We start from the raw sequence: 20407 nt of genomic DNA, 5'->3' as shown, positions 1-20407 counted from the left end.
AATGTCAAATCGAAAATCGAAAAAACAAAAAGAAAAAAATACATATTTAAGGAAAATTTCTAAAAACCGAAATTTTTAGAGGTTCCCAAAACAAAAATTTGACAGATAAAAATACTCGTGCTATTATAATAATAATTAAAAATATACATATCGATGAAACTGTCTTGCAGTATGCAAGGATGTGTAGTCATCAAAAACAACTAAAGATTTTTATCTTTAAAAAACGCAAGGAGAATTTTCTATGCAGTACGGCATCATCGCTCTCATCCCCGTTGTATTCGTATTTGTTATCGCAATTACGACAAAAAAGACGCTGGATTCGCTTTTGATAGGTTCGTTAATCGGATTTATCATTTTAGAAAAGCAGAATTTTATCGGCGCATGGCTGGATTCGCTGATCGAAGTTTTGAAAACCGACAGCGTTTTGTGGGTTATCCTGGTAACGCTCTTTTTCGGAATTTTGCTTCAGCTGATCGAACAGTCGGGATCGCTCAGGGGTTTCAGCAAAACCATCGGCAGATACGCGAAAACAAAACGAAGCGCCATGCTGTTGTTGTGGATTTCGTCGCTCGCCATATTCATCGACGATTATCTGCACAATTTGGTCATCGGCGCGTCAATGAAAAAAGTCGGAGACGAACACAAAATATCGCGCGCGAAAATCGCCTATCTTACGAATTCGACGGCGGGAACGTTTTCATCGCTTGTTCCGATTTCAACGTGGGCGGTGTTTTATTCCGGCCTTATCGCAAGCCAAAATCTTTCGGTTGACGGAAATGCGATGGCGGGCTACATAAAGACGATCCCGTTTCAATTCTATCCGATAATCGCAATCACTATTTCGCTGCTCGTCGCGCTGCGGGTCATACCCAACATCGGCCCGATGAAAAAACACGAAGCGAATGCGGAAAGAGGAATTTTTTCGGATACGCAACAGTCGGAAGCGGAAACCGGTCAAGCATCTTCGCCGGTATGGTTTTTTGTCATACCGGTAGCGGTTTTGATTGCAGTGACGATTATTACCGGTATAGACGTTTTAAAAGGGATTATCGGTGCGCTCATCGCAGCTATCGCTTTATATTCCGTTACAAAAAAAATAAGCATAAAAGATTTTATGGATATCGCATTGGAAGGCATGAAAAATATGCTGCCGATCGCGTGTATTTTGGCGATAGCCTTTGTTCTCGTCGATGCGAATACGAAACTCGGCTTAGCCGAATACATCATCGATTTGGTTCGCCCGTTTATGTCTGGTAAAATGCTCCCTCTCGTCGTATTTTTGACCGCAGTCGCGTTTGCGTATTTTACGGGAATGTTTTGGGATATGGCGGCGGTCATGCTTCCTATCGCTATTCCGCTTGCACTGCAAGTCGGCGCGAATCCGTATTTGGTTGCAGCAGCGGTATTTTCCGCAGCCGCATGGGGCAGTCAAATCTGTATGTACGGCGATGCGGTTATCGTCAATTCGGGCGCATGTGAAATATCGCCTGCAGAAACGAGTTTTTCATCGCTGCCCTACGGCATCATCGGCGTAATCGTTTCGGCGATTTTATATACGGTATTCGGATTCATAGCATAAATTTTGTTGATTAAGAAAATTTTTTGAGGAGTCAATAATGGAACGATTGGCAAAAACATTAAGCGCGCTCGACAATACCTTCGGCGTTTCGGGCGAAGAAGAAGCGGTTGCTGCGCAGATAAAAAAAGAACTCGAAGGTTTTTACGACAGCTGCAAAGAAGATGCGCTCGGCAATATTATCCTTACGCAAAACGCGCGGGGCGGTAACAAAAAGATTGCACTGGCCGCGCACATGGATGAAATCGGTTTTATCGTGCGCTATATCGACGACAACGGTCAGCTTTTGATCGCACCTGTCGGATACCACGACGACCGCATGCTCATAAATCAGGACGTCGAAATCAAAACCAAAGACGGAATGATCGAAGGCGTCACCGGTTACAAACCCGCGCACATGCTCAAAGGCGATGAAGGAGAAAAAGTGATCCCGTTTGACAGCATTTACGTCGATGTCGGTACGCTTACGAGAGCGGAAACCGAAAAGCTCGGTGTGCGTATCGGCGATTACGGTCACTATCAGAGAACGGGAAAATTTATTAACGGCGGTAAAATCTATACCGGCAAATCCGTCGATAACCGTGTAGGCTGTACGGTCATCTGCGAAGTGATGCGGCGCGCGAAAGAAGCCGGCATAAAAAACGAATTGACGCTCATCGGAACGGTGCAGGAAGAAGTCGGCGCGCGCGGCGCCGGAGTTGCCGGTTTTTCGGTCAAGCCCGATGTCGCGATCGTCGTCGACGTAACGATTGCAGGAGGTGCATCCGGACTTGAACTGAGCGAATGCTGTATCGAACTCGGAAAAGGCCCGGCCATTAAATATTACGATTGGGACATGGGTTCCACGATGGGAAACAACGTTTCCAAAAAGATGACGCGCGCTTTCGAAGCGGTCGCCGAAAAAAACAATATCCAATTCCAGCGCGAAGTTTTAATCAACGGCGGCACCGACGGATGGACGCTCGCGACGAGCGGAAGCGGCGTGCTCACCGGTATCATATCCGTTCCGCAGCGCTATATGCATACGGCGGTCGGTACGGTATATATCGATGACTTGGAAGGTGCTGTCGATCTTATCGTAAAATACATCCAGAGCATCGACTGAAACTGTAATTGAAAACGGAAAGGCTTTCGCCTTTCCGTTTTTTTATTTGCGCAGGGGCTTATCTCACGTGCCGCGCCGGGGTTGTTGATTCGCAAGGAAAAAAAGTATGCATTATATAATAAAATATTTTTGGTCTTTGAGTATTATATGTGCGGCGGTCAATACGTTTTTTTTGATAAAACGCATGCCGAAAACGGAAGATGCGGAAGCGGCGGCCGAACAAAAAAAAGTTGTCGCCGGATATTTTTTGTTTTTTGCGCTGCCCTGTCTTTTGCTCCAGATATTTCAGCTGGCGGGAAAGTATGAAACGCCTTTATATATTTTTTCCGGAGATTTTTCAAATGTATTTTATCGATTCGGAATTTGTTCGGTGTTTTTGGATTATATCGTGTTGCTGGTTGTCGCAGTAAAATTTAAAAACTTTGAAAAATACAGTTTTCTCTTATTCCGAAAAGAGATGTCAAGAAAGCGGATCATTGTTATGGCAGTCGGCATAAGCGTATTTGCCGTCGTTATCATATTTTTCGGCACTCGACAATTAAAAGACGAAATTGCCGCAATGCAAATCGCCCCCCGATAAACGCACGGCTCGAAGATAAAACCCGGCTGCTTCGCATCGTAAGCATCGTTCGGCAAAAAATTAACAACCAGAAATCGACAGCCGGTACGGTTCGTGCATCGCTTCGGTTTCGGTTTTTTCCCTCGGATTTTCCGTGATGCGGCGTACGTACTCTTCGGCGCCCTGCGTACGTGTTGTCCTAAACCTCCGATTCGCATTATACTGCTTCTATGAATATCCACATCATTGAAATGCCGCTCGATTTCGGAGCTTCCCGGCACGGCAGCGATATGGGGCCGTCCGCGATACGGCTCGCGGGCTTACGCGCAAAACTCGAATCGCTCGGCCACACTTTGGTCAAATACAATTCGCCGATGCGCATACATCCTCAGGAATACGAAGAAGTCGGAAACCCCAAAGCAAAATATTTAAAGCCGATTGCGGATGCTTGCGGGCAGCTTGCAAAAGAAGTGGATGACTCTTTTGCTGTGGAAGAATTTCCGCTTACGCTCGGCGGCGATCACTCGATTGTGCTCGGCACGCTTGCCGGAGCCGCCGCGTCCGCAAAACGTAAGGGTCAAAGACTCGGCGTACTTTACGTCGACGCGCACGGAGATTTCAACACGCCCGAGACGACGCTTTCCGGCAACATCCACGGCGAATGCCTTGCCGCTTCGTGCGGGCTCGGTCTTCCGGAATTGACGAATTTATATTTTGACGGACGCAAAGTCGATCCGCGCAATGTGTGCTTTGTCGGCATCCGCGATTTGGATCCGGGTGAAAAAGAGCTGATGCGCAAATCCGGCGTCACGGTTTTTACGATGAGCGACATCGAACGGCAGGGCTTTCCGTCCGTCGTCAAACAAGTCGTACTCTTTTTTAAAACGCACGCGGACGTCGTACACGTGTCTTTCGATATGGACGTGCTCGATCCCATGTTCGCGCCCGGTACCGGCATTCCGCTTCCCGCCGGCATGACGAACCGCGAAGCGCTTTTGCTTATGGAAGAGATGAGCGATACCGGTATCGTAAAATCGGCCGACATCGTGGAAGTGAATCCGATCCTCGACGTGAGAAATCAAACCGCGGTGCTTGCCGTTTCTCTTGCCGCCCGCCTGCTCGGCGAAAAATTGTATTGACGCGTGCAGGGAGCTTCGCGCTCGTTGCAAGTAGCGCATTACTCGGATTTACGGAAATTAATTTTTACCTAAAAAGTCGGATGTCGAATTTTTTAAAAAGCAAATATCATTACAGCTTTTCGATTTCCGCTTCCGAAAGACCGGTCATCCGCTGTATAAAATCGACAGAACAGCTTTCTCGCTGCATCAGCTTTGCCGTCTCTCGTGCTTTTTGATGAGCTCCCGCGGCGATGCCGTCTCTTCTGCCTCTGCGTACCCCCGCAGCAACGCCTCGCTCAAAGCCGATCTTTTCACCTGCCATGCGTAAGTCATCTTCATGAATATTCAACGACATGTATACGCTCCTGAACTTTTCGTTCCGTTTCGCTTTTTCGACAAGCGCATCGATGTGCTGCGTAAAACCGCTCGTCGCCCGCCTCTCGCAAAGATACTGCAGCAACGCGCTCAATTCAGGCTCATCTTCTTTACCGTAGGCACCCACATTATAAAACACCTTAGCGCTTTTGTCATCAAGAATAATACTGCCGTCTTCACTGCACACGCTGCGGAATGTATACACGGGTAAGCCTTTGTTAAACGGATCCTGCGTACAGATAAAAATGACATAGCTCTCTTTCAGTTCGGCGTAGCTTTGACCGCGCAAGAGATTGTCGACATCCATAAGGCTTTGGTAATAACGCGTGCGCTTGGGAAGAGAAGGCGGAATCGACGTTTGTATTTCGATATCGAAGACACGCTCCGAGTCGGAAACATAAACGTCGAGGCGTATACCTTTGCTTTCGTAAAACGGTGCTATCGTTTTTTGCAGGGAGGGATATTCTATTTTGCCGACTTTGATGTGCAGGAGCCGTTCGATGACGCCTTTGCAAATTATTTTGTTTTTCATGACCGTGCCGAACATAAAGTCGTCGGTAAAGGTGAGTTCTTCGACGGGTTTATAGGTATATTCCATAGCTGCACCTTCGGTTATTGAGATAGCGCGGCAAGGAAGCCGCTGAACTATATATCGTTTACAAAGCTATAAATTACGCGCTTTTTTATAAAAATAAACGGGAACATCGTTTCCTGCGCTCGAAACTTCGCGCTTACGCGCTCGTTGCAAGTGGCGCGGGGAACTTCGCACTTCGTGCTCGTTGCAAGTGGCGCACTACTCGGATTTGATCAATATAAGTCGAGAGGCGAAAAACGCTCAACGCGTTTTTCTTTTATCCGTGCGGAGGCTTTTATACCTCATCCTTTCGGATGTAATAAAAGGTATGAAAGCCGACTGCAATTCCTTATGAGGACACACAGTGCGACGTTTACGGCGTGCTGTGTGATAGGAGACGCTCGCAAATCCTGCGCGGGGAACTTCGCACTTCGTGCTCGTTGCAAGTCGCGCACTGCTCGGAATCGTTCCGGAAGTCGAGAGTTGAAAAACGCTTATCGCGTTTTTCTTTTATAGGAGACGCGAAAAAATCCTCCGCACTGCTCGGATTTTTTCGCTCTTGCATTTTTCCATTTCTAACGCTATCATATACATATATTTCAAAACCGATGTAAATGAAAGCCGGCGGGTTTCGGCAGGAGAATACGATGTCAGACGGGATGAAAAAATTTTTACTGGGTGCGGTTGTCGGTGCGGCGGCGGCGGCGCTTATCAAAACGGATGTTTTCCGCAAAGGCTGTTCCAAACTGATGGTCGCCGGCTTGCAGCTCAAAGACGACGCTTCGGCTTTTTTTGAATCGGTAAAAGAAGACGCGGAAGACGCGGATGCCGAAGCAAAGCACAAAAAAGAAACAGCTGCAAAAGCATAATCATACTTTATGAATTTTTATGTAAAGCATTCTCTTCCGGGGCGCATCCGAATACGATATAATATATCCGAAGTGAATATGCGTCAGGCTGTGCTGGCGCAGAATTTACTCTCGGTCCAAGACGGAATGCATCAAGTGTCGGTCAATCACATCACGGGGTCATTCCTTATCTATTACGACCAAACAAGACAATCCGAACAAAGCATCAAAGCGTTGTTTAGAGCTCTTTCCGATAAATATCTCAACGACGGCGATATGCTTGCCTCCGTTGCGCTCCCGCCGAAGCAGACAAGCCTCTTCGAATCGCTCATTTCGATGGCGGTATGGCATTATGCAAAACGGCTTTTGCCGCCGCCGCTCAGATTGGTTTTCCAGACGGCTTCGATTGCGCGGCGGGTTTTAAAAGGCGGCAAACGGATTTTCTCCGGACGGCTGTTTTGTGCCGATGTGCTCGACGCAACGGCCATTACGGCAGCCGCGGTGACGGGCGATATGTCGACCGCGTCGAATATCAATTTTTTGCTCGACATCGGCGAAACGATCGAAGAATATACGAAAAAGAAATCTTATGAAGATTTGGCGTCGACGCTTTTTTCCGAAAACGATCAAGTGCAGCTCGTTGAAGGAGAAACCGAGCGCAAAGTTCCGCTCTACACGCTGAAAAAAGGCGATATCGTCGCAGTGCGCACGGGTTCGCTCATTCCGGCGGACGGTGAAGTCGTCAAAGGCGAAGCGCTTGTCAATCAAGCGTCGATCACCGGGGAACCGCTCGCCGTTGAAAAGCGAAAGGGGCAAAGCGTGTTTGCCGGAACGATCGTGCAGGAAGGGGAACTGTTCGTGCTCGTGCGTGCGACGGGCAGCCAAACAAAAGTGCAGAATATCCTCGCAATGATCGATTCGTCGCAGCAATTGAAAGTTTCGTCGCAAGTACGTTCGGAGCACCTTGCCGATCAGCTTGTCAAATATAATTTTTTGCTTTCGCTTTTGACGTTTATTTTTACCGGAAATATGGCAAAGATGCTGTCGACGCTTATGGTCGATTATTCGTGTGCGATGAAGCTCGCAGCTCCGCTTGCGGTTTTGAGCGCGATGAAAGAAGCGGCCGAACACGGTATTCTCGTCAAAGGCGGAAAATTTCTCGAAGACGCATCCCGCGCCGACACCGTCGTGTTCGACAAAACCGGCACTCTTACGGCAGCCGAACCGAAGCTTTCACGCATCATCGTATTCGGCAAAGAGAGCGAGGATGAAATGCTCGCAACGGCTGCGTGTTTGGAAGAGCATTTTAGCCATCCCGTCGCACACGCGATCGTACAGGCTGCCGTAGACAAAGGACTCAAGCATCCCGAGCGCCACGCAAAAGTCGAATATATCGTTGCGCACGGCATTGTAACGACGCTGAACGGCAAACGTCTTTCGATCGGCAGCAGGCATTTTATCTTTGACGACGAAAAGATACTGCCTCCGGAAAATCTGGATTCAATCGTAAAGGATGCGCTCGATCGAGGCGAATCGCTTTTGTATCTTGCAGAAGAAAAACAGCTGCTCGCCGCTTTTGCGATCACCGATCCCGTGAGAACCGATGCGAAAGAGATCGTCCGCCGCCTGCACGGTACGGGCATCGTCAACTGTACGATGATAACGGGTGACGATGCGGGTGCGGCGAAGACTGCGGCATCTCTTACGGGCATCGATCACTATATCGCACACGCGCTGCCGGAAGACAAAGTCGCATACATCGAAAAACAAAAACGGGAAGGGCATACCGTCATAATGATCGGCGACGGTATAAATGATGCACCTGCGCTCGCAGCTGCGAATACCGGAGTTGCCATGGGCGACTGCGCGGAAATCACCGGAGAGACGGCGGACATCGTGCTGCCGTCGGGCGACGGACTTGCGGCGCTGCTGAAAACGCGGATTATGGGTCAGCGGTTGATGAAAAAAATCGACGGCAACAATAAAAATATAATAATTATTAATTCCGCATTGATAGCCGCCGGTTTGTTCGGTTTTATTTCGCCGTCGCTCGCCGCCGTCCTGCACAATTCTTCGACGATCGCATTTGCAGTACGGGCGATGCAGCCGTTATTAAAAAAAGAATGATGCAGATCAATTATTTTCCGGGCAGACTGCGTTTGCGCGATCCCTCTCTCCGCGACGAAGCGATACGGTCGGCCGCTCTCGCCGTATTACACTCGATTTGTCCCGCAGCCGATCCGAAATACAACGAAAAAACGGGCAGCGTGCTTATCACATACGATCCTGACGGCGTGCCGCTCGAACGCTTGCAAACGCTGGTTCCCGCTTTAAAAAAGCTCCGTCAAAAACTCGCCGGTTATTCCGAAAAAAAACGCGGCGACATCCTTTCCGATATAGCGCAGATTCAATCGATTATCGATTCGTGGAAAGCGTAAATGCCGATCGTAGAATTTCATTCGTGCGGAGGGTTTAATACCCCGACGCCGCTTGAAGCTTCGCTGCGAGACTGTGTCGGGGTTGTTGATTCGTGCGGGCGCTTCAATACACAGGCTTGAAGCTTCGCTGTGAGTCTGCGGCAAGCTTGTCGATAAAGCGGTGCCGACCCGTCGCATTCGGATCGATCGGCACCTTTTTAAAACGTTTTACCGAACTCGAACGCCCTTTTCCGCAGCGGCGATAAAGCGCAGCGCTTCGCTCTTTTTTCCCTGACCGCCCAATTCTCCGCCGAGTATATAGATGCAGTCCGCACTGCTTCGAGTTTTGTAAGTAACGCCGTTCGGGTAGAGGATTTTATCGACGAAAGTGTATTGCTCGCTGTCGTAGGGTTTTCCGTCGTACGGCGGAATGCAATCGCGTTTTTGCTCCCAGCTTTCCGTCGTAGTTTTCAGCGCGCTTTTGTCCGGCTTGGGCTGCTTGGAAATAAACAGGAAGCGATAATTTTCCGCTCGCTTATTCGTAGACAAACTCAGCGCTCTTTCTTCCTGCACGACTTTACCGTCTTTAAACGCATAGCCGATCGAAAGACCGAGCGTCGTGTCATCCGCCGGCGTTAAAACCGAAGACGGCAGATCGACGGAATATGCGCCGGTTTTGAGGGCGATGCGTTTTTTTGAATAATCGAGAGAAAGAGAAGCGATAATCGGATCCCGTTTTCCCGCTTCGGCTTCGGAAAGCGAAAGGTATTCTTTCCAATTTTTCAATTCCGCCGAATACGACGGATACGCGTAATCGGCGATAAAAGCCATATCCTGCCGGTGCCCGTTTAAGACATCGCCGTACGAATCGAATTTGAGCATAACGTACACGCCGTCGGGCATAGGAAGCGCGTATGCGATCGCCATATAATCGACGAAGGGAAGCTCCCAATAGTTGATAAGCCACGTACGCCCGAAGCGGTCGATATGCTTGTCGGATTTGCACGGATCGCCGAGAGACGTGATCGCGATATTTTCACCGGCGACGTTCCGCGTAATTTTGCTCGCGGACAGGATGTAATCGACGTAGGTTTTCGGAGAAGCGATGAGGTTTTTCAGCGCGACCGATTCAGGCTTGACGATATATGCGAACGTGTATCCGAGCATGGATCCGAAATTGACAAAACCGTTGTCGCCGAGCTGATGCGTCGAAATCTCTTTCGGCCTCATGTAATCCCACTTGCCGGCATCCGACAGATATATCGTGTACGGAAAACCGATCATATACGAATTCGAAAGCATTTCAGCCGCCCCGGCAGCACGGGCAAAGCCTTCGTCCGCATCAGGCGCAAAGCGTTCGCCCAAATCGTGTACGAGGGCGTCGGTATTTTTTCTGTAACGCGACGTAATCTCCGCTCGCAGCGATCCGAGGTTTTGCGGCAGCGAAAGTTTTTCGTCGAAAATATGATAAAAGCGTTCCGTCAAAATCGTCGGCAGCCGATAGTAAAACGGAATGTGCACGACGCCCGTGTTGTCGGGGACGTTTTTCGTTTCCGCGAACGGCAGTGCGTAATTTAAATTTTCGTTTTGGCTTTTCATCGCGATGATGCCAAGCACGTCGCCTTTTTCCGTAATAAGCGGGCCTCCGGAATTTCCCGGGCTTGCTGCGGCCGAAAAACGGAGCCACTGCCACGCGCCGTTTTCCTGTTCGGGCGTACGGCTCGTGAGCACGCCGTTTCTGATGACGATGCCTTCACCGAGCGCGTTACCGACGGAAAACACGGTCGAGTTCAGCGACGCATCGGGTGCGACGGAGAGCCCCTTGTTTTTATCCGCAGTAAAATTTTCCGCGTCAAAACAAATAAAATCGCGGTCGGTCGCAAATTTCGTAACCGACGCGATCTTCCACGTTTTACCGTCTTTACCGCGCAAAAAATAATTCGTGTACAACGTTTCTTTGTACAACGAAAATACGTGTGCCGCCGAATAAAATTTTCCGTCGCTCATCAAAAACGCCGTACCGATCGGCAAATACGCGTCGTTGCGAATCGCAAACGGGATGCGTTCGAGCGGAAGTTTTTTTTCGTATGTGAGTTTTCCCTCCGCCGGTTTTTCAACGACAACTTCAAATACCGCCGCCTGCACTTTTTCCAAAACGGCGCTTTCCAAAATAGTTTGCGCGTAAACCGAAACAAACGCGCACGCCCAAACGACAAGGGCAAAATACAGTTTTCGTGTGTTTTTTATGTTTTTCATAAAACCAATTGTAACACGCTTTTATGAACATTTCCAGAGCACGAATTTCGTTTTACCGACCCCGCACAAAACATCCTCCGCAGTATTCCGTCTTCGTCGCACCTTCGCCGTTGTTGCTTTCCGCACGATGCGCTATACTTACACTATGACTCGTACAGCCCAATCTTCGCGCGTTCCGTTTTTTGCGGCGCTCTGTCTTTTTCTTTCCGCAGTCGAATACGCGATTCCGAAACCGCTGCCGTTTATGCGGCTCGGACTGGCAAACCTTCCCATCCTCATTTCGCTTGCGATGATGTCCAAACGCGACGTTGCCTTTCTTATCGTGCTCAAAGTGCTCGGTCAGGCGCTCATCTCCGGCACGCTTTTTTCATACGTGTTCGTCTTTTCCGCAGCGGGTTCGTTCGCTTCCGGCTTTGCGATGCTCCTGCTCTACGCGCTCTTTCACAAAACGAAGCTCATGTCGAATATCGGCTTGAGTCTGGCAGGTGCGCTTGCGAACAATGCGGCACAGGTTGCCGTCGCCCGCTTGATGATTTTCGGTGCCGAAACGCGCTTTATCGCTCCGCTCCTTTTTTTTACCGGACTCGTGACCGGACTCGTGCTTGGCGTTTTTGTCAATATTTTTTGCGCGAAGTCGTCGTGGTACAATCGGCTCCTCGCCGAGCAGCTTGATTCGAATACGGCAGGGGGGGAAGTCTCCCCCTCGCTCCAAAGTCCTCGCGCCGAAAGCGCTCCGGTCTTTTCCGCTGCCCCCTCTTCCGGCAGCCCGCTCGATGCCGACGCCAAAACTTCGCGCGTTCAGTTTATCGCCGCAATGATTTTGTTCCCGATCTTTTTACTGCACGGGCTGGTCGTTCCAAAAAGCGTATCCGGTATCGCGCGCATGTGCATCGTGTGGATTTTCGCCGCAGCCTTTTTCACAATGGCTGCAATAAAAAAACGCGGCCGCATCAAAGTGCTGCCGTCCGTCTTTATGACTATCGGCATTACGTTTTTTGCACTCCTTGCGCCCTCGGGCAGAGTGCTCCTTTCGCTCGGCAAATTCCGCATCACGCTCGACTCGCTCCTTGTGGGCTTACATAAAAGCGGCATCCTCACGGGTATGGTATTTCTTTCGCAATTTGCCATATCGCCGCACTTGCATTTGCCGGGCAAAGCGGGCGTATTTCTCGGGCAGATGTTTACGACTTTCGACGCGCTTACGGCAAAGCGTCTGCATTTTTCGCGCGGCCGCGTTATCGCCGCGCTCGATTCGCGCCTCAACGAATTATGGGAAGAGTGAGCGCTCAAGCATACCGATATACTGAAAAACAATAGACGCATCGACAGAGCCGCTTCGACGGATCGCAGAACGAAGGGCGGCGAAGGAGGTACGATAAAAAGCGCCGTCTGAAATATCGCCGTCGCTTTTTATCTCGAGTTTGCGTGGATGTTTGCAAAAAACGTGTATACATATTTGATTCGATGAAACTATATGAATACGATACACCCAATTTTGCAAACTCGATTATTTTAACGTGTGCGCTCACGCGCACGACTAAAAACTTTTTCGGATGTTGAAATATCCTGTAAAAGTTTTTATGGGAGTTTTCGATTATGGAATTGCAGTTTTTTATCGCGATTACGGGATTGCTTTTACTCGCCGTCATTTTATTAATCGTACTTATCATTAAAAACAACAGAATCGATTCGGCATCGGTTATGAATCGGCTTGAAAGTTACGAAAAAAATCTAAAAGACGAATTCGATCGGAGCAGAAAAGAAAATTCCGAAAGCGACAGAGAATCGCGAAAGGAAAACACCGAAACGCTCGTAAAATTTCAAGAATCGATAAACGGAAAACTTGATACGCTGACAAAAAACACGCACGAATCCCTGACTAATAATTTAACAAAATTTATGGCGCTCCTTTCCCAAAAGTTCGACAGCCTGTCGAGTGCGACGCAGGCAAACCTTTTCAAACAGCAGGAAACCATACAGGCCGGCCTTAAAAATATGCAGGACAACAACGAAAAAAAACTCGAACAGATGCGCATGACGGTAGACGAAAAACTGCAGTCGACGCTTGAAAAGCGATTGTCGAGTTCTTTCGAAATCGTGAGCAAGCAGCTCGAAGCCGTGCAAAAAGGACTCGGCGAAATGCAAAATCTTGCAAGCGACGTCGGCGGGCTCAAACGCGCATTGACAAATGTAAAGTCCGCCGGCGGCATGGGCGAAGTGCAGCTCGAAGCCGTCCTGTCGGATTTTTTGTCGACGGAGCAATACGAAAAAAACGCGCATCCGAATCCTTCCGATCCGAAAAAGGTCGTCGAATTCGCCGTAAAAATTCCGTCGAAAAGTACGGAACGCGATTATATCTATCTGCCGCTCGACTCGAAATATCCCGCCGTGATTTGGGATAAGCTCACGCTCGCGTATGAAACGGGGGATAAAGACGAAATCGACTCGCAAAAAAAAGCCTTGGCTTCCGAAATACGAAGCATGGCAAAGGATATTAAAGAAAAATATATCGAAGTTCCGTATACGACCGATTTCGGCATACTGTTCGTTCCGTACGAAAGTTTGTATGCGGAGTTGAACCGCATTCCGGGTTTTGTGCAGCAGCTGCAAAACGATTTTAAAGTTACGGTATCGGGACCGACGACGCTGACGGCTCTTTTGAACAGCTTACAGATGGGTTTCCGCACGCTCGCAATTCAAAAAGAGACGAGCAAAGTGTGGGAATTGCTCGGTGCGGTAAAAACGGAATTCGGAAAATTCGGCACGGTTTTGGCAAAGACAAAAGAAAAACTGCAGTCGGCGACAAATGAAATCGAAAACGCGGAAAAGCGCAGCCGCCAGATCGAAAAAAAATTGACACGGGTCGAATCTCTTCCCGAATCGAATGCCGGGCAACCGCTCATCGATACCGCTTTCGACGCGGAATAATTCCGGCGGAAAGCAAAACGCACGGCAGCGTTTACCTAACATCCGCCAAATCTTACCCGCGTCCGCCGAACCTTATCCGGCGAATTTCGTTTGCACACATACTAAAAAATCGATTGCCGTAAAAACTTTACCGCGCGCCGCATTGTCCGAAAGCGCGTTTAGCGATATACTCAAATTATGAAAATCGCTTCGGTATCGATAGTCGGATTGGGTGCGGTAGGAGCCGTCGTCGCGTCCCGCCTCACGTCTTTTTTGGGTAAAGCAAACGTACAGTGCATAGTCGACCCTGCTCGGAAAGCGCGTTATGAGAGCGACGGCATCTTCATCAACGGAGTGAAGCAGGATTTCAATTACCTCACGCCCGAAGATGCCGTGCCTGCGGATTTAATAATCATCGCGACGAAAAACCTTCAGCTCGGCGAAGCGCTCGAAAGCATCCGTAGCGCCGTCGGAACTCACACGGCGATCATGACACTCTGCAACGGCATTCAAAGCGAACGCGATGCGGCGGCGGTTTACGGCGAAGAGCGCGTACTCTACGGTTTTATCATCGGCATCAGTTCGATTCACGAAAAAAATCAAATCCGCTGTCCCGTCGAAGGCCGTATCGTATTCGGTGAAAAGGACAATAAAAAAACGGATCGGGTAAAAGCGATCGAAGAATTGTTTACAAAAGCGAAAATCGAAAGCGAAGTACCGGAAAACATTCACCTCGAGCAGTGGAAAAAATTTCTGCTCAACGTCGTGTTCAATACGCTGAGCGCTTTGTGCCGCGCTCCGTACGGTGCTTTTTCAGCCCCCGTTATGCGCGATCTTGCGCAGAGCGTCGGAAAAGAAGTCATCGCCGTCGCTCAAGCGGAAGGCATCCCGCTCACGCAAGCGATATTCGAAGATACGCTTTCGCTTATCATCGGTTTGGATGCGCACGGTAAAACTTCCATGCTGCAGGATTTTGAAGCAGGCAGAAAAAGCGAAAACGAGTGGTTTTGCGGCACGGTGAACAAGCTCGGAAAAGCGCACGGCATTCCGACGCCCGTGTGTACGCTGCTCGAAGCTCTCGTCGAAGGCACGGAAATCGCGCGCGGCATCTGACCGCTTCGAAGCACCGGCACGCTTTTCGAAATCAATAGGTTCAATTTCGATTTTTCCAAAACTCAATATTCAATCTGACAATCGCCCGTCGCTGAAGTTCGGGTTTTCAGCGCATTCCGCTTATTTTTTATCCGCGGCGAGTTTTTCTATCCAGCTTTCTTTTTCCGGCGTCACCGTGACGGTATGTTTATCGTCTATTTCCACTTTAATAGAACCGTTGTACAGCGTATGATAAAATTTTGAGCCGTATTTTACGTAATCGTTTACAACGTCCATACTGCCGAGTACATCGTTCATAGCGACGATAACGCTCGGATTCGTCGCTTTAATCCAGCGCCGTCTGCTGCTCGTAGCGTTTCCGTGATGATTGGCTTTTGCGACGTCGCATTTCAATTGTGCTTCATACGCATCAAGTACGGTCGTTTCGCCGCTCCGATACAAGTCTCCGCAAAAGAGCGCTTTCGATTGCCCGTAGACGAGCATCATCGAAATCGAACAATCGTTGATAAACTGTGTCGCGTTTGCCGGATAATTTTTCGGATAAACGATTTCATGCGCGGGGCCGAATATATCGACCCGTACCTTGTCTCCGAATGAAAAAGAGTCTCCCGCTTCGAGATACGACGACGGAATATCGTGCGCTTTAACGGCCGCATCGAATGCGCGCGTATAGCGCGTATCGTACTCCAAACGCGAGCGATACACGTGCGCAATCGGAAACGTACGCGCGATCAGCGGAAAGGCGCCGAGGTGATCGATATGCGGATGCGAAATGACGACGATATCGATTTTATCGATGCCGAGCGAACGCAGCAGCCTGACGACGTCTTTACCGGCATCGGGGTGCCCGCAGTCGATGAGCATCGTTTTGCCGTCGGGTGAAACGACGAGCGTGCTGTCGCCGCTTTTATCTTCGCTGTCCTTCGGAACATCCAAATCGATAAAATACATCGTGAGCTTTCCGTTCGTCCGTGCCGCAGACGCACGTTCGGATATTTTTTGCAGCGCCGGCTGACGATGTGTCTTCGCAGCGTGTGACGCCGTCTTTTGCGTTGATGCACAACGGCAAAAAAACGACAGACAAAAAACGGCCGCAAATATATAAACAATTTTTTTTCTGATTTTCATTTTTTCATCCTTATTAATGCGGCATTGCAGAAAATATCGATTTTCGAAAATGCCGCAGTAGTGTGCGAAAGCACACACGTATATCCGCGAGTTTTCAAAAGAAAACGGTTTGCCCTGCAAACTTGCAGTTAAACGGGACGCGCTATTTCAGCGTCCCGTTTAAACATTCCGTTGCAATATGCGCGGCACACCGCCGGATAATTCGTGATGATTCCGAAAATATCCCACGCATACATTTTTTCAAGTTCGGCCATCGAGTTGACCGTCCATACATTGATGCCGATACCGTGCCTCTTCAATTCCCCCACCGCTTCATCATTCAAATTTTTATAACTCGGATGGTAGAATTCAAAACCGTATTTTTTGCAGTAAAAACCGGCATTTACCAAACCCGCTTCTTCGACAAGCGCTCCGGCCGGAATCGAAGGCGCGATTTTTTTTGCCGTGATGAGCGAGCTGTGATTGAACGACGAAAACATCACTTTTTTTTCGAGTTTGTATTTATCGACGATATCGATCGTCTTTTGTTCGATGTCCTCATAATACACAAGCCCCGTTTTCAGTTCGATATTCGTCGTTATGTTTACCGTCGCCGCCCATTCGCAGTATTCTTCGAACGACGGTATCGCTTCTTTCGGATATTTTCCGTTCCACGTTTTCGCCGCGTCGAGTTTTCGAAGTTCCGCAAATGAATGATCGCGGACGGCGCCTGTGCCGTCGGTAGTGCGGTCGACTTTTTCATCGTGTATGACGACGACCGTCCCGTCTTTTGTAAGCTGTACGTCGAGTTCGATACCGTCCGAACCCGCTTCAACGGCTTTGCGGAATGCAAGCATCGTATTTTCAGGATAAACTCCGCTGTATCCGCGGTGTGCAACAACGTTCATAATGTCTCCTACTATAATTAATAATCAACTGTTTTTATTTATTTCATCGCGGCTTTACTGTAGCCGGAGAGCATATATTTTTGAAATATGAAAAATAAAATCACAACCGGGATAATCGCGAGTACCGCTCCGGCCATGATCTCGTGATTATTCATCGTGCCCTGCCCCGCAAAAGTGTCGCGGAGTTTTGCAAGACCGACGGTAAGTACGCGATGGCTTTCCTCTTTCGCGATGATCTTCGGCCAAAAATAGCTGTTCCATCCCGTCGTAAAAGTTACAAGCGTTACCGTAAACAGCGTCGAACGGCACATCGGTGTCAACACCCGCGTAATGATGCCGACTTTTCCGAGTCCGTCTATTTTCGCGGCATCGATATAGCTGTCGTCGATCGACATAAACGTCTGCCGCAGCATAAAAATATAGTACGGGCTCACGGCCGACGGTAAAATCAAGCCGGTAAAAGTATCGGTCAAATTAAAACGGGCGAACATGATATACAGCGGAATAAACGTAACCTGCACCGGAATCATGAGCGCACCGAGAACAAGCAAAAATATCTTATCGCGATATGGGAAATGACCTTTCGAAAAACCGTACGCCGCAAAGATGCCCGTTACGATTTGACTTGCCAAAATACCGAAAGTCATGACGATAGTATTGAAATAATATTTCGGAAAATTGCCTTTGCGTAAAACCGCAGTATAATTTTCAAAGTGAAATTCGCGCGGCCAAAAGGTCGGGCGCAGCTGCAGTATCTCATCTTGACTTTTTACCGACGAAATAAGCATCCAATAGATCGGATAAAACGCGATGACGGTTATAACAATCGCAAGCAGCAGTTGCAGCAGCGAGCCGTAAGAGCGATGAAAGTCGTCACGCTTTAACGCCGTAGTGCGGAACCGATTATCCATAATTGCTCCTTGGCTTACATAGCCTAAATTTCGAGTTTTCTAAAACTCGAAATTTTCCAACCGTTCCATACATCAATGAATGGCGAATTTCGAAAATAAATAAAATTATGCTTAAGGCGAGGTTCCGGCCGCGTGCCGTTTCGAGCGTTAGGCTTACGGAAGCCTGCCCTAAAAAGCTCGACCGCGGCTAAGCGGGCGGGTTCTCGCCGAAAGTATACCTTGTTAAAAAAAATACTTTCGAAATTCGCCATTCAAACTACATATCGTAATTGACGCGGCGATCGGAAAATTTCAGCGTCGACGCCGTAATGATCAACAGCAAAACGAAAAACGCGAGCGCCATGACCGACGCCCTGTCCATACGGAAGTCTTCCATCGCATATTGATAAATTTTATAGACGAATACTTCCGTCGATCGAAAAGGTCCGCCTGCAGTCATAATGTCGATACTTTGAAAAACTTTCATCGACGCGATAAACTGCGTAACGAACAAAAACAATGTCGTCGGGCTAAGCATCGGAAGCGTAATCCTGAACAGGCACTGCCAATACGTCGCTCCGTCAAGCGCGGCCGCTTCGTAATAGTCGTTCGGGATGCTCCGCATCGCCGCAAGGTATACGATCATGCCGTAACCGATGTCACGCCAACCGGTCAGCATCAACACGGAAATCATCGCACTTCCGCGTTCTCCGAGCCAATTGACGCGGTGCAAACCGATCTCCGAAAGAAAATAATTGAGGATACCGTAGTCGGTATCGAGGATCCACAAAAACACGACGGCCGCGGAACTCATCGCGACGTACTTCGGCATAAAGACGACGGCACGCATGGCGGAAAAGCCCCTGCCCATATTATTAAACGTCAACGCGAGCAGCAATCCTCCGACGATCGTGATAAAAAGAGAACCGATCGAAAATTCAAACGTGACGCGGAGCGAGTTTAAAAGGTAGCGCGTGCCGGATCCGGTAAACAGCCATTTCCAATTTTTAAATCCGACGTATTCGTACTTATCGTTTAATAAATTCCAATTCGTAAAACTGATCTGTATCAGTTTCGCTATCGGGTAGTAGGTAAATACGATTATCAATAAGAGGGCGGGAACCGTGCACGAAAAATCCTGCAGCCTATCCAATGTCCTCGGGTGAATGCCTCTGCTTTTCATGTATACTCCAAAAGAAGCGCCTGCAGATGGAACGTGCAGGCGCTTTTCGACCGGAAATCAGTCTTCGAGAACTTCGTTTATCTCGTCGGCCATTTTTTTAATATTGCTGTCGATATCCGTGTTATTGTTGTAAAATTCGGAAAGGTAATTTTTCCAAATCTCGGCCAACTGGTTCCAGTTTTTATTTTGGATACGCGGATAGATATTGTCGAGGTTGTCGAAGATACATTTGAATGCGGGCTTGCGTTTTAGAAAATCTTTGCCTTCCGCCGTTTCGAGGACGGATTTTCTCGTCGGCATATAACCGGTTGCTTCGGCCCATTTCATATTCGTATCTTTGCTGCACAAGTATGAAAGGAAATGCCATGCCGCGATTTTCGTCGCCGGCGGATTTTTTGCCGGAATCAACAAAACGCAGCCGCCGATTTCCTGTTTGCGCGTATTCGAAGCGGGAAGCCACGCCATACCCACTTCGAAGTTTTTGCACTTGCTCACATACGTGTTATACAAGCTGCTCGTGTGGATGACGGAAAACGCATTGCCTTCGATAAAATTTTGGCGCATCTTCGACGATCCGTCTTTGCCGACCGCAAAATACGCATAGCCGTTTTTAATCCATCGGCCGATCTCCTTTGTCGTATTGATCGAATTTTTTCCGCCGAGATCGGTAGAGGTTCCGTCTTTATTGATGATATTGACGCCGTTGTTGATAAAAAACGTTTCGAAATACCACTGATCCCAGCCCGGTATGATCGTCCCCCACACCTTTGTTGTCCCGTCGGAATTCAACGTCGACACTTTGGCGAGAAATTCGTTCATATCTTTAAATTGTGACGGAATGGAAACGCCCTTTGCCTTTGCCATGTTTTTATTGTAGTAAACGACTTGCGTAGAGATCAAAAACGGCAGCGATACCTGTTTGCCTTGGTATGCGGACGCTTTGATCATGCCTTCACCGAAGTCGCCGATATCGAATTTCGTCGCTTTGACATAGGGTGTCAAATCTTCGCACAGCCCGCTCGCTCCGTATTGCGCGACATAGGGCGTATTTGCAACCGTCAGCGCGGGGAGCCCCGTTCCCGCTGCATGGGCCGCGACGAGCGCTTGGTTCACCGCCGAATAATTGCCGATATACTCGGCTTTTACGGTGATCATCTTTTGGCTCTTATTGAAATCGTCTACGATCTGTTTGACAAAATCGCTGTACTGATTTTCGAGCGCATGCCACCATACGATTTCGATCGGTTCTTTTACCGTTGTGTCGCCGATAAAAGCTTTGCCCGCTTCCTGCTCCGATCCTCCCATCGCGAACGACGGCAGCATAAGCGCCGCCGCCAAAATCGCTGAAATCGCCGTTTTTTTCATAAGGCCTCCTGTGTTGATAATTCAACAAAATTAAACAACAGTTGATAGATATTCATCCGTATTTTTCATTAAATCATAAGGCCAAAACGTACACTTGTCAAATTTT

At 48.7% G+C, this 20407-nt stretch carries 17 protein-coding genes; 10 read left to right on the top strand and 7 right to left on the bottom strand.

What is annotated here, in order from left to right:
- The first annotated feature begins 241 nt into the window (after positions 1–241).
- The 4 genes from IZU26_RS10475 to rocF all read left to right on the top strand — a co-directional run bounded on the left by IZU26_RS10475 (position 242) and on the right by rocF (position 4379).
- Positions 242–1579, top strand: a complete 1338-nt coding sequence (locus IZU26_RS10475) for a Na+/H+ antiporter NhaC family protein (protein WP_433278894.1) — start codon at positions 242–244, stop codon at positions 1577–1579.
- 37 nt (positions 1580–1616) lie between these two features.
- Positions 1617–2681 carry a M42 family metallopeptidase gene (locus tag IZU26_RS10470; protein WP_433278892.1) on the top strand — a complete coding sequence of 355 codons (1065 nt, stop codon included), beginning with the start codon at positions 1617–1619 and terminating at the stop codon, positions 2679–2681.
- A 136-nt stretch (positions 2682–2817) separates the two neighbouring features.
- Positions 2818–3261 (top strand): hypothetical protein, encoded by a 444-nt coding sequence (locus IZU26_RS10465; protein WP_156002096.1) that lies wholly within the window; start codon positions 2818–2820, stop codon positions 3259–3261.
- 209 nt (positions 3262–3470) lie between these two features.
- Complete coding sequence (gene rocF, locus IZU26_RS10460) at positions 3471–4379, top strand: arginase (protein ID WP_433278890.1); 909 nt, start codon at positions 3471–3473, stop codon at positions 4377–4379.
- A 109-nt stretch (positions 4380–4488) separates the two neighbouring features.
- Here the strand turns inward: rocF and IZU26_RS10455 are convergent, their stop codons facing one another.
- Entirely contained in the window at positions 4489–5331 is an 843-nt protein-coding gene (locus tag IZU26_RS10455; RefSeq protein ID WP_433278888.1) for an Rpn family recombination-promoting nuclease/putative transposase, read from the bottom strand.
- A 623-nt stretch (positions 5332–5954) separates the two neighbouring features.
- Between IZU26_RS10455 and IZU26_RS10450 the strand changes: the two genes are divergently transcribed.
- From IZU26_RS10450 to IZU26_RS10440, 3 genes are read left to right on the top strand one after another with little or no spacing between them, the layout of a single operon-like run.
- Positions 5955–6176: a hypothetical protein gene (locus IZU26_RS10450; RefSeq protein ID WP_021330250.1), complete on the top strand. Its 222-nt coding sequence runs from the start codon at positions 5955–5957 to the stop codon at positions 6174–6176.
- Between the two features lie 9 nt (positions 6177–6185).
- On the top strand, positions 6186–8282 hold the full coding sequence (locus IZU26_RS10445) for a heavy metal translocating P-type ATPase (protein ID WP_433278885.1): 2097 nt from the start codon (positions 6186–6188) through the stop codon (positions 8280–8282).
- Positions 8279–8593: a hypothetical protein gene (locus IZU26_RS10440; RefSeq protein ID WP_433278883.1), complete on the top strand. Its 315-nt coding sequence runs from the start codon at positions 8279–8281 to the stop codon at positions 8591–8593. The genes IZU26_RS10445 and IZU26_RS10440 overlap by 4 nt, the downstream gene beginning before the upstream one ends.
- 207 nt (positions 8594–8800) lie before the next feature.
- Here the strand turns inward: IZU26_RS10440 and IZU26_RS10435 are convergent, their stop codons facing one another.
- Positions 8801–10828, bottom strand: a complete 2028-nt coding sequence (locus IZU26_RS10435) for a S1 family peptidase (protein ID WP_021330260.1) — start codon at positions 10826–10828, stop codon at positions 8801–8803.
- Between the two features lie 145 nt (positions 10829–10973).
- On the opposite strand from IZU26_RS10435, the gene IZU26_RS10430 reads away from it, so the two are divergent.
- The 3 genes from IZU26_RS10430 to IZU26_RS10420 all read left to right on the top strand — a co-directional run bounded on the left by IZU26_RS10430 (position 10974) and on the right by IZU26_RS10420 (position 14848).
- The gene (locus IZU26_RS10430) at positions 10974–12110 is read left to right on the top strand and encodes a Gx transporter family protein (protein ID WP_433278881.1); all 1137 of its coding nucleotides are present in this window, start codon (positions 10974–10976) and stop codon (positions 12108–12110) included.
- A gap of 314 nt (positions 12111–12424) precedes the next feature.
- Positions 12425–13756: a DNA recombination protein RmuC gene (locus tag IZU26_RS10425; protein ID WP_433278879.1), complete on the top strand. Its 1332-nt coding sequence runs from the start codon at positions 12425–12427 to the stop codon at positions 13754–13756.
- Positions 13757–13933: 177 nt separating this feature from the next.
- Complete coding sequence (locus IZU26_RS10420) at positions 13934–14848, top strand: ketopantoate reductase family protein (RefSeq protein ID WP_433278877.1); 915 nt, start codon at positions 13934–13936, stop codon at positions 14846–14848.
- A 120-nt stretch (positions 14849–14968) separates the two neighbouring features.
- Here IZU26_RS10420 and IZU26_RS10415 read toward each other — a convergent pair whose 3' ends face one another.
- The 5 genes from IZU26_RS10415 to IZU26_RS10395 all read right to left on the bottom strand — a co-directional run bounded on the left by IZU26_RS10415 (position 14969) and on the right by IZU26_RS10395 (position 20301).
- Positions 14969–15976, bottom strand: a complete 1008-nt coding sequence (locus IZU26_RS10415) for a ComEC/Rec2 family competence protein (RefSeq protein WP_433278875.1) — start codon at positions 15974–15976, stop codon at positions 14969–14971.
- 128 nt (positions 15977–16104) lie between these two features.
- Positions 16105–16863: a glycerophosphodiester phosphodiesterase gene (locus IZU26_RS10410; protein WP_433278873.1), complete on the bottom strand. Its 759-nt coding sequence runs from the start codon at positions 16861–16863 to the stop codon at positions 16105–16107.
- A 38-nt stretch (positions 16864–16901) separates the two neighbouring features.
- Positions 16902–17774, bottom strand: coding sequence for a carbohydrate ABC transporter permease (locus IZU26_RS10405; protein ID WP_433278871.1), 873 nt, complete (start codon positions 17772–17774; stop codon positions 16902–16904).
- Positions 17775–18030: 256 nt separating this feature from the next.
- Positions 18031–18936 carry a carbohydrate ABC transporter permease gene (locus IZU26_RS10400; RefSeq protein ID WP_433278869.1) on the bottom strand — a complete coding sequence of 302 codons (906 nt, stop codon included), beginning with the start codon at positions 18934–18936 and terminating at the stop codon, positions 18031–18033.
- 57 nt (positions 18937–18993) lie between these two features.
- Positions 18994–20301: an ABC transporter substrate-binding protein gene (locus IZU26_RS10395; protein ID WP_433278866.1), complete on the bottom strand. Its 1308-nt coding sequence runs from the start codon at positions 20299–20301 to the stop codon at positions 18994–18996.
- Positions 20302–20407 lie beyond the last annotated feature (106 nt).

Origin of the sequence: Treponema sp. SP13 (genome assembly GCF_050938355.1) — a bacterium.
Lineage (GTDB): Bacteria > Spirochaetota > Spirochaetia > Treponematales > Treponemataceae > Treponema_D > Treponema_D socranskii.
Note: the sequence above shows the minus strand (reverse complement) of the source record. Positions and strands in the feature narration are given on the sequence as shown.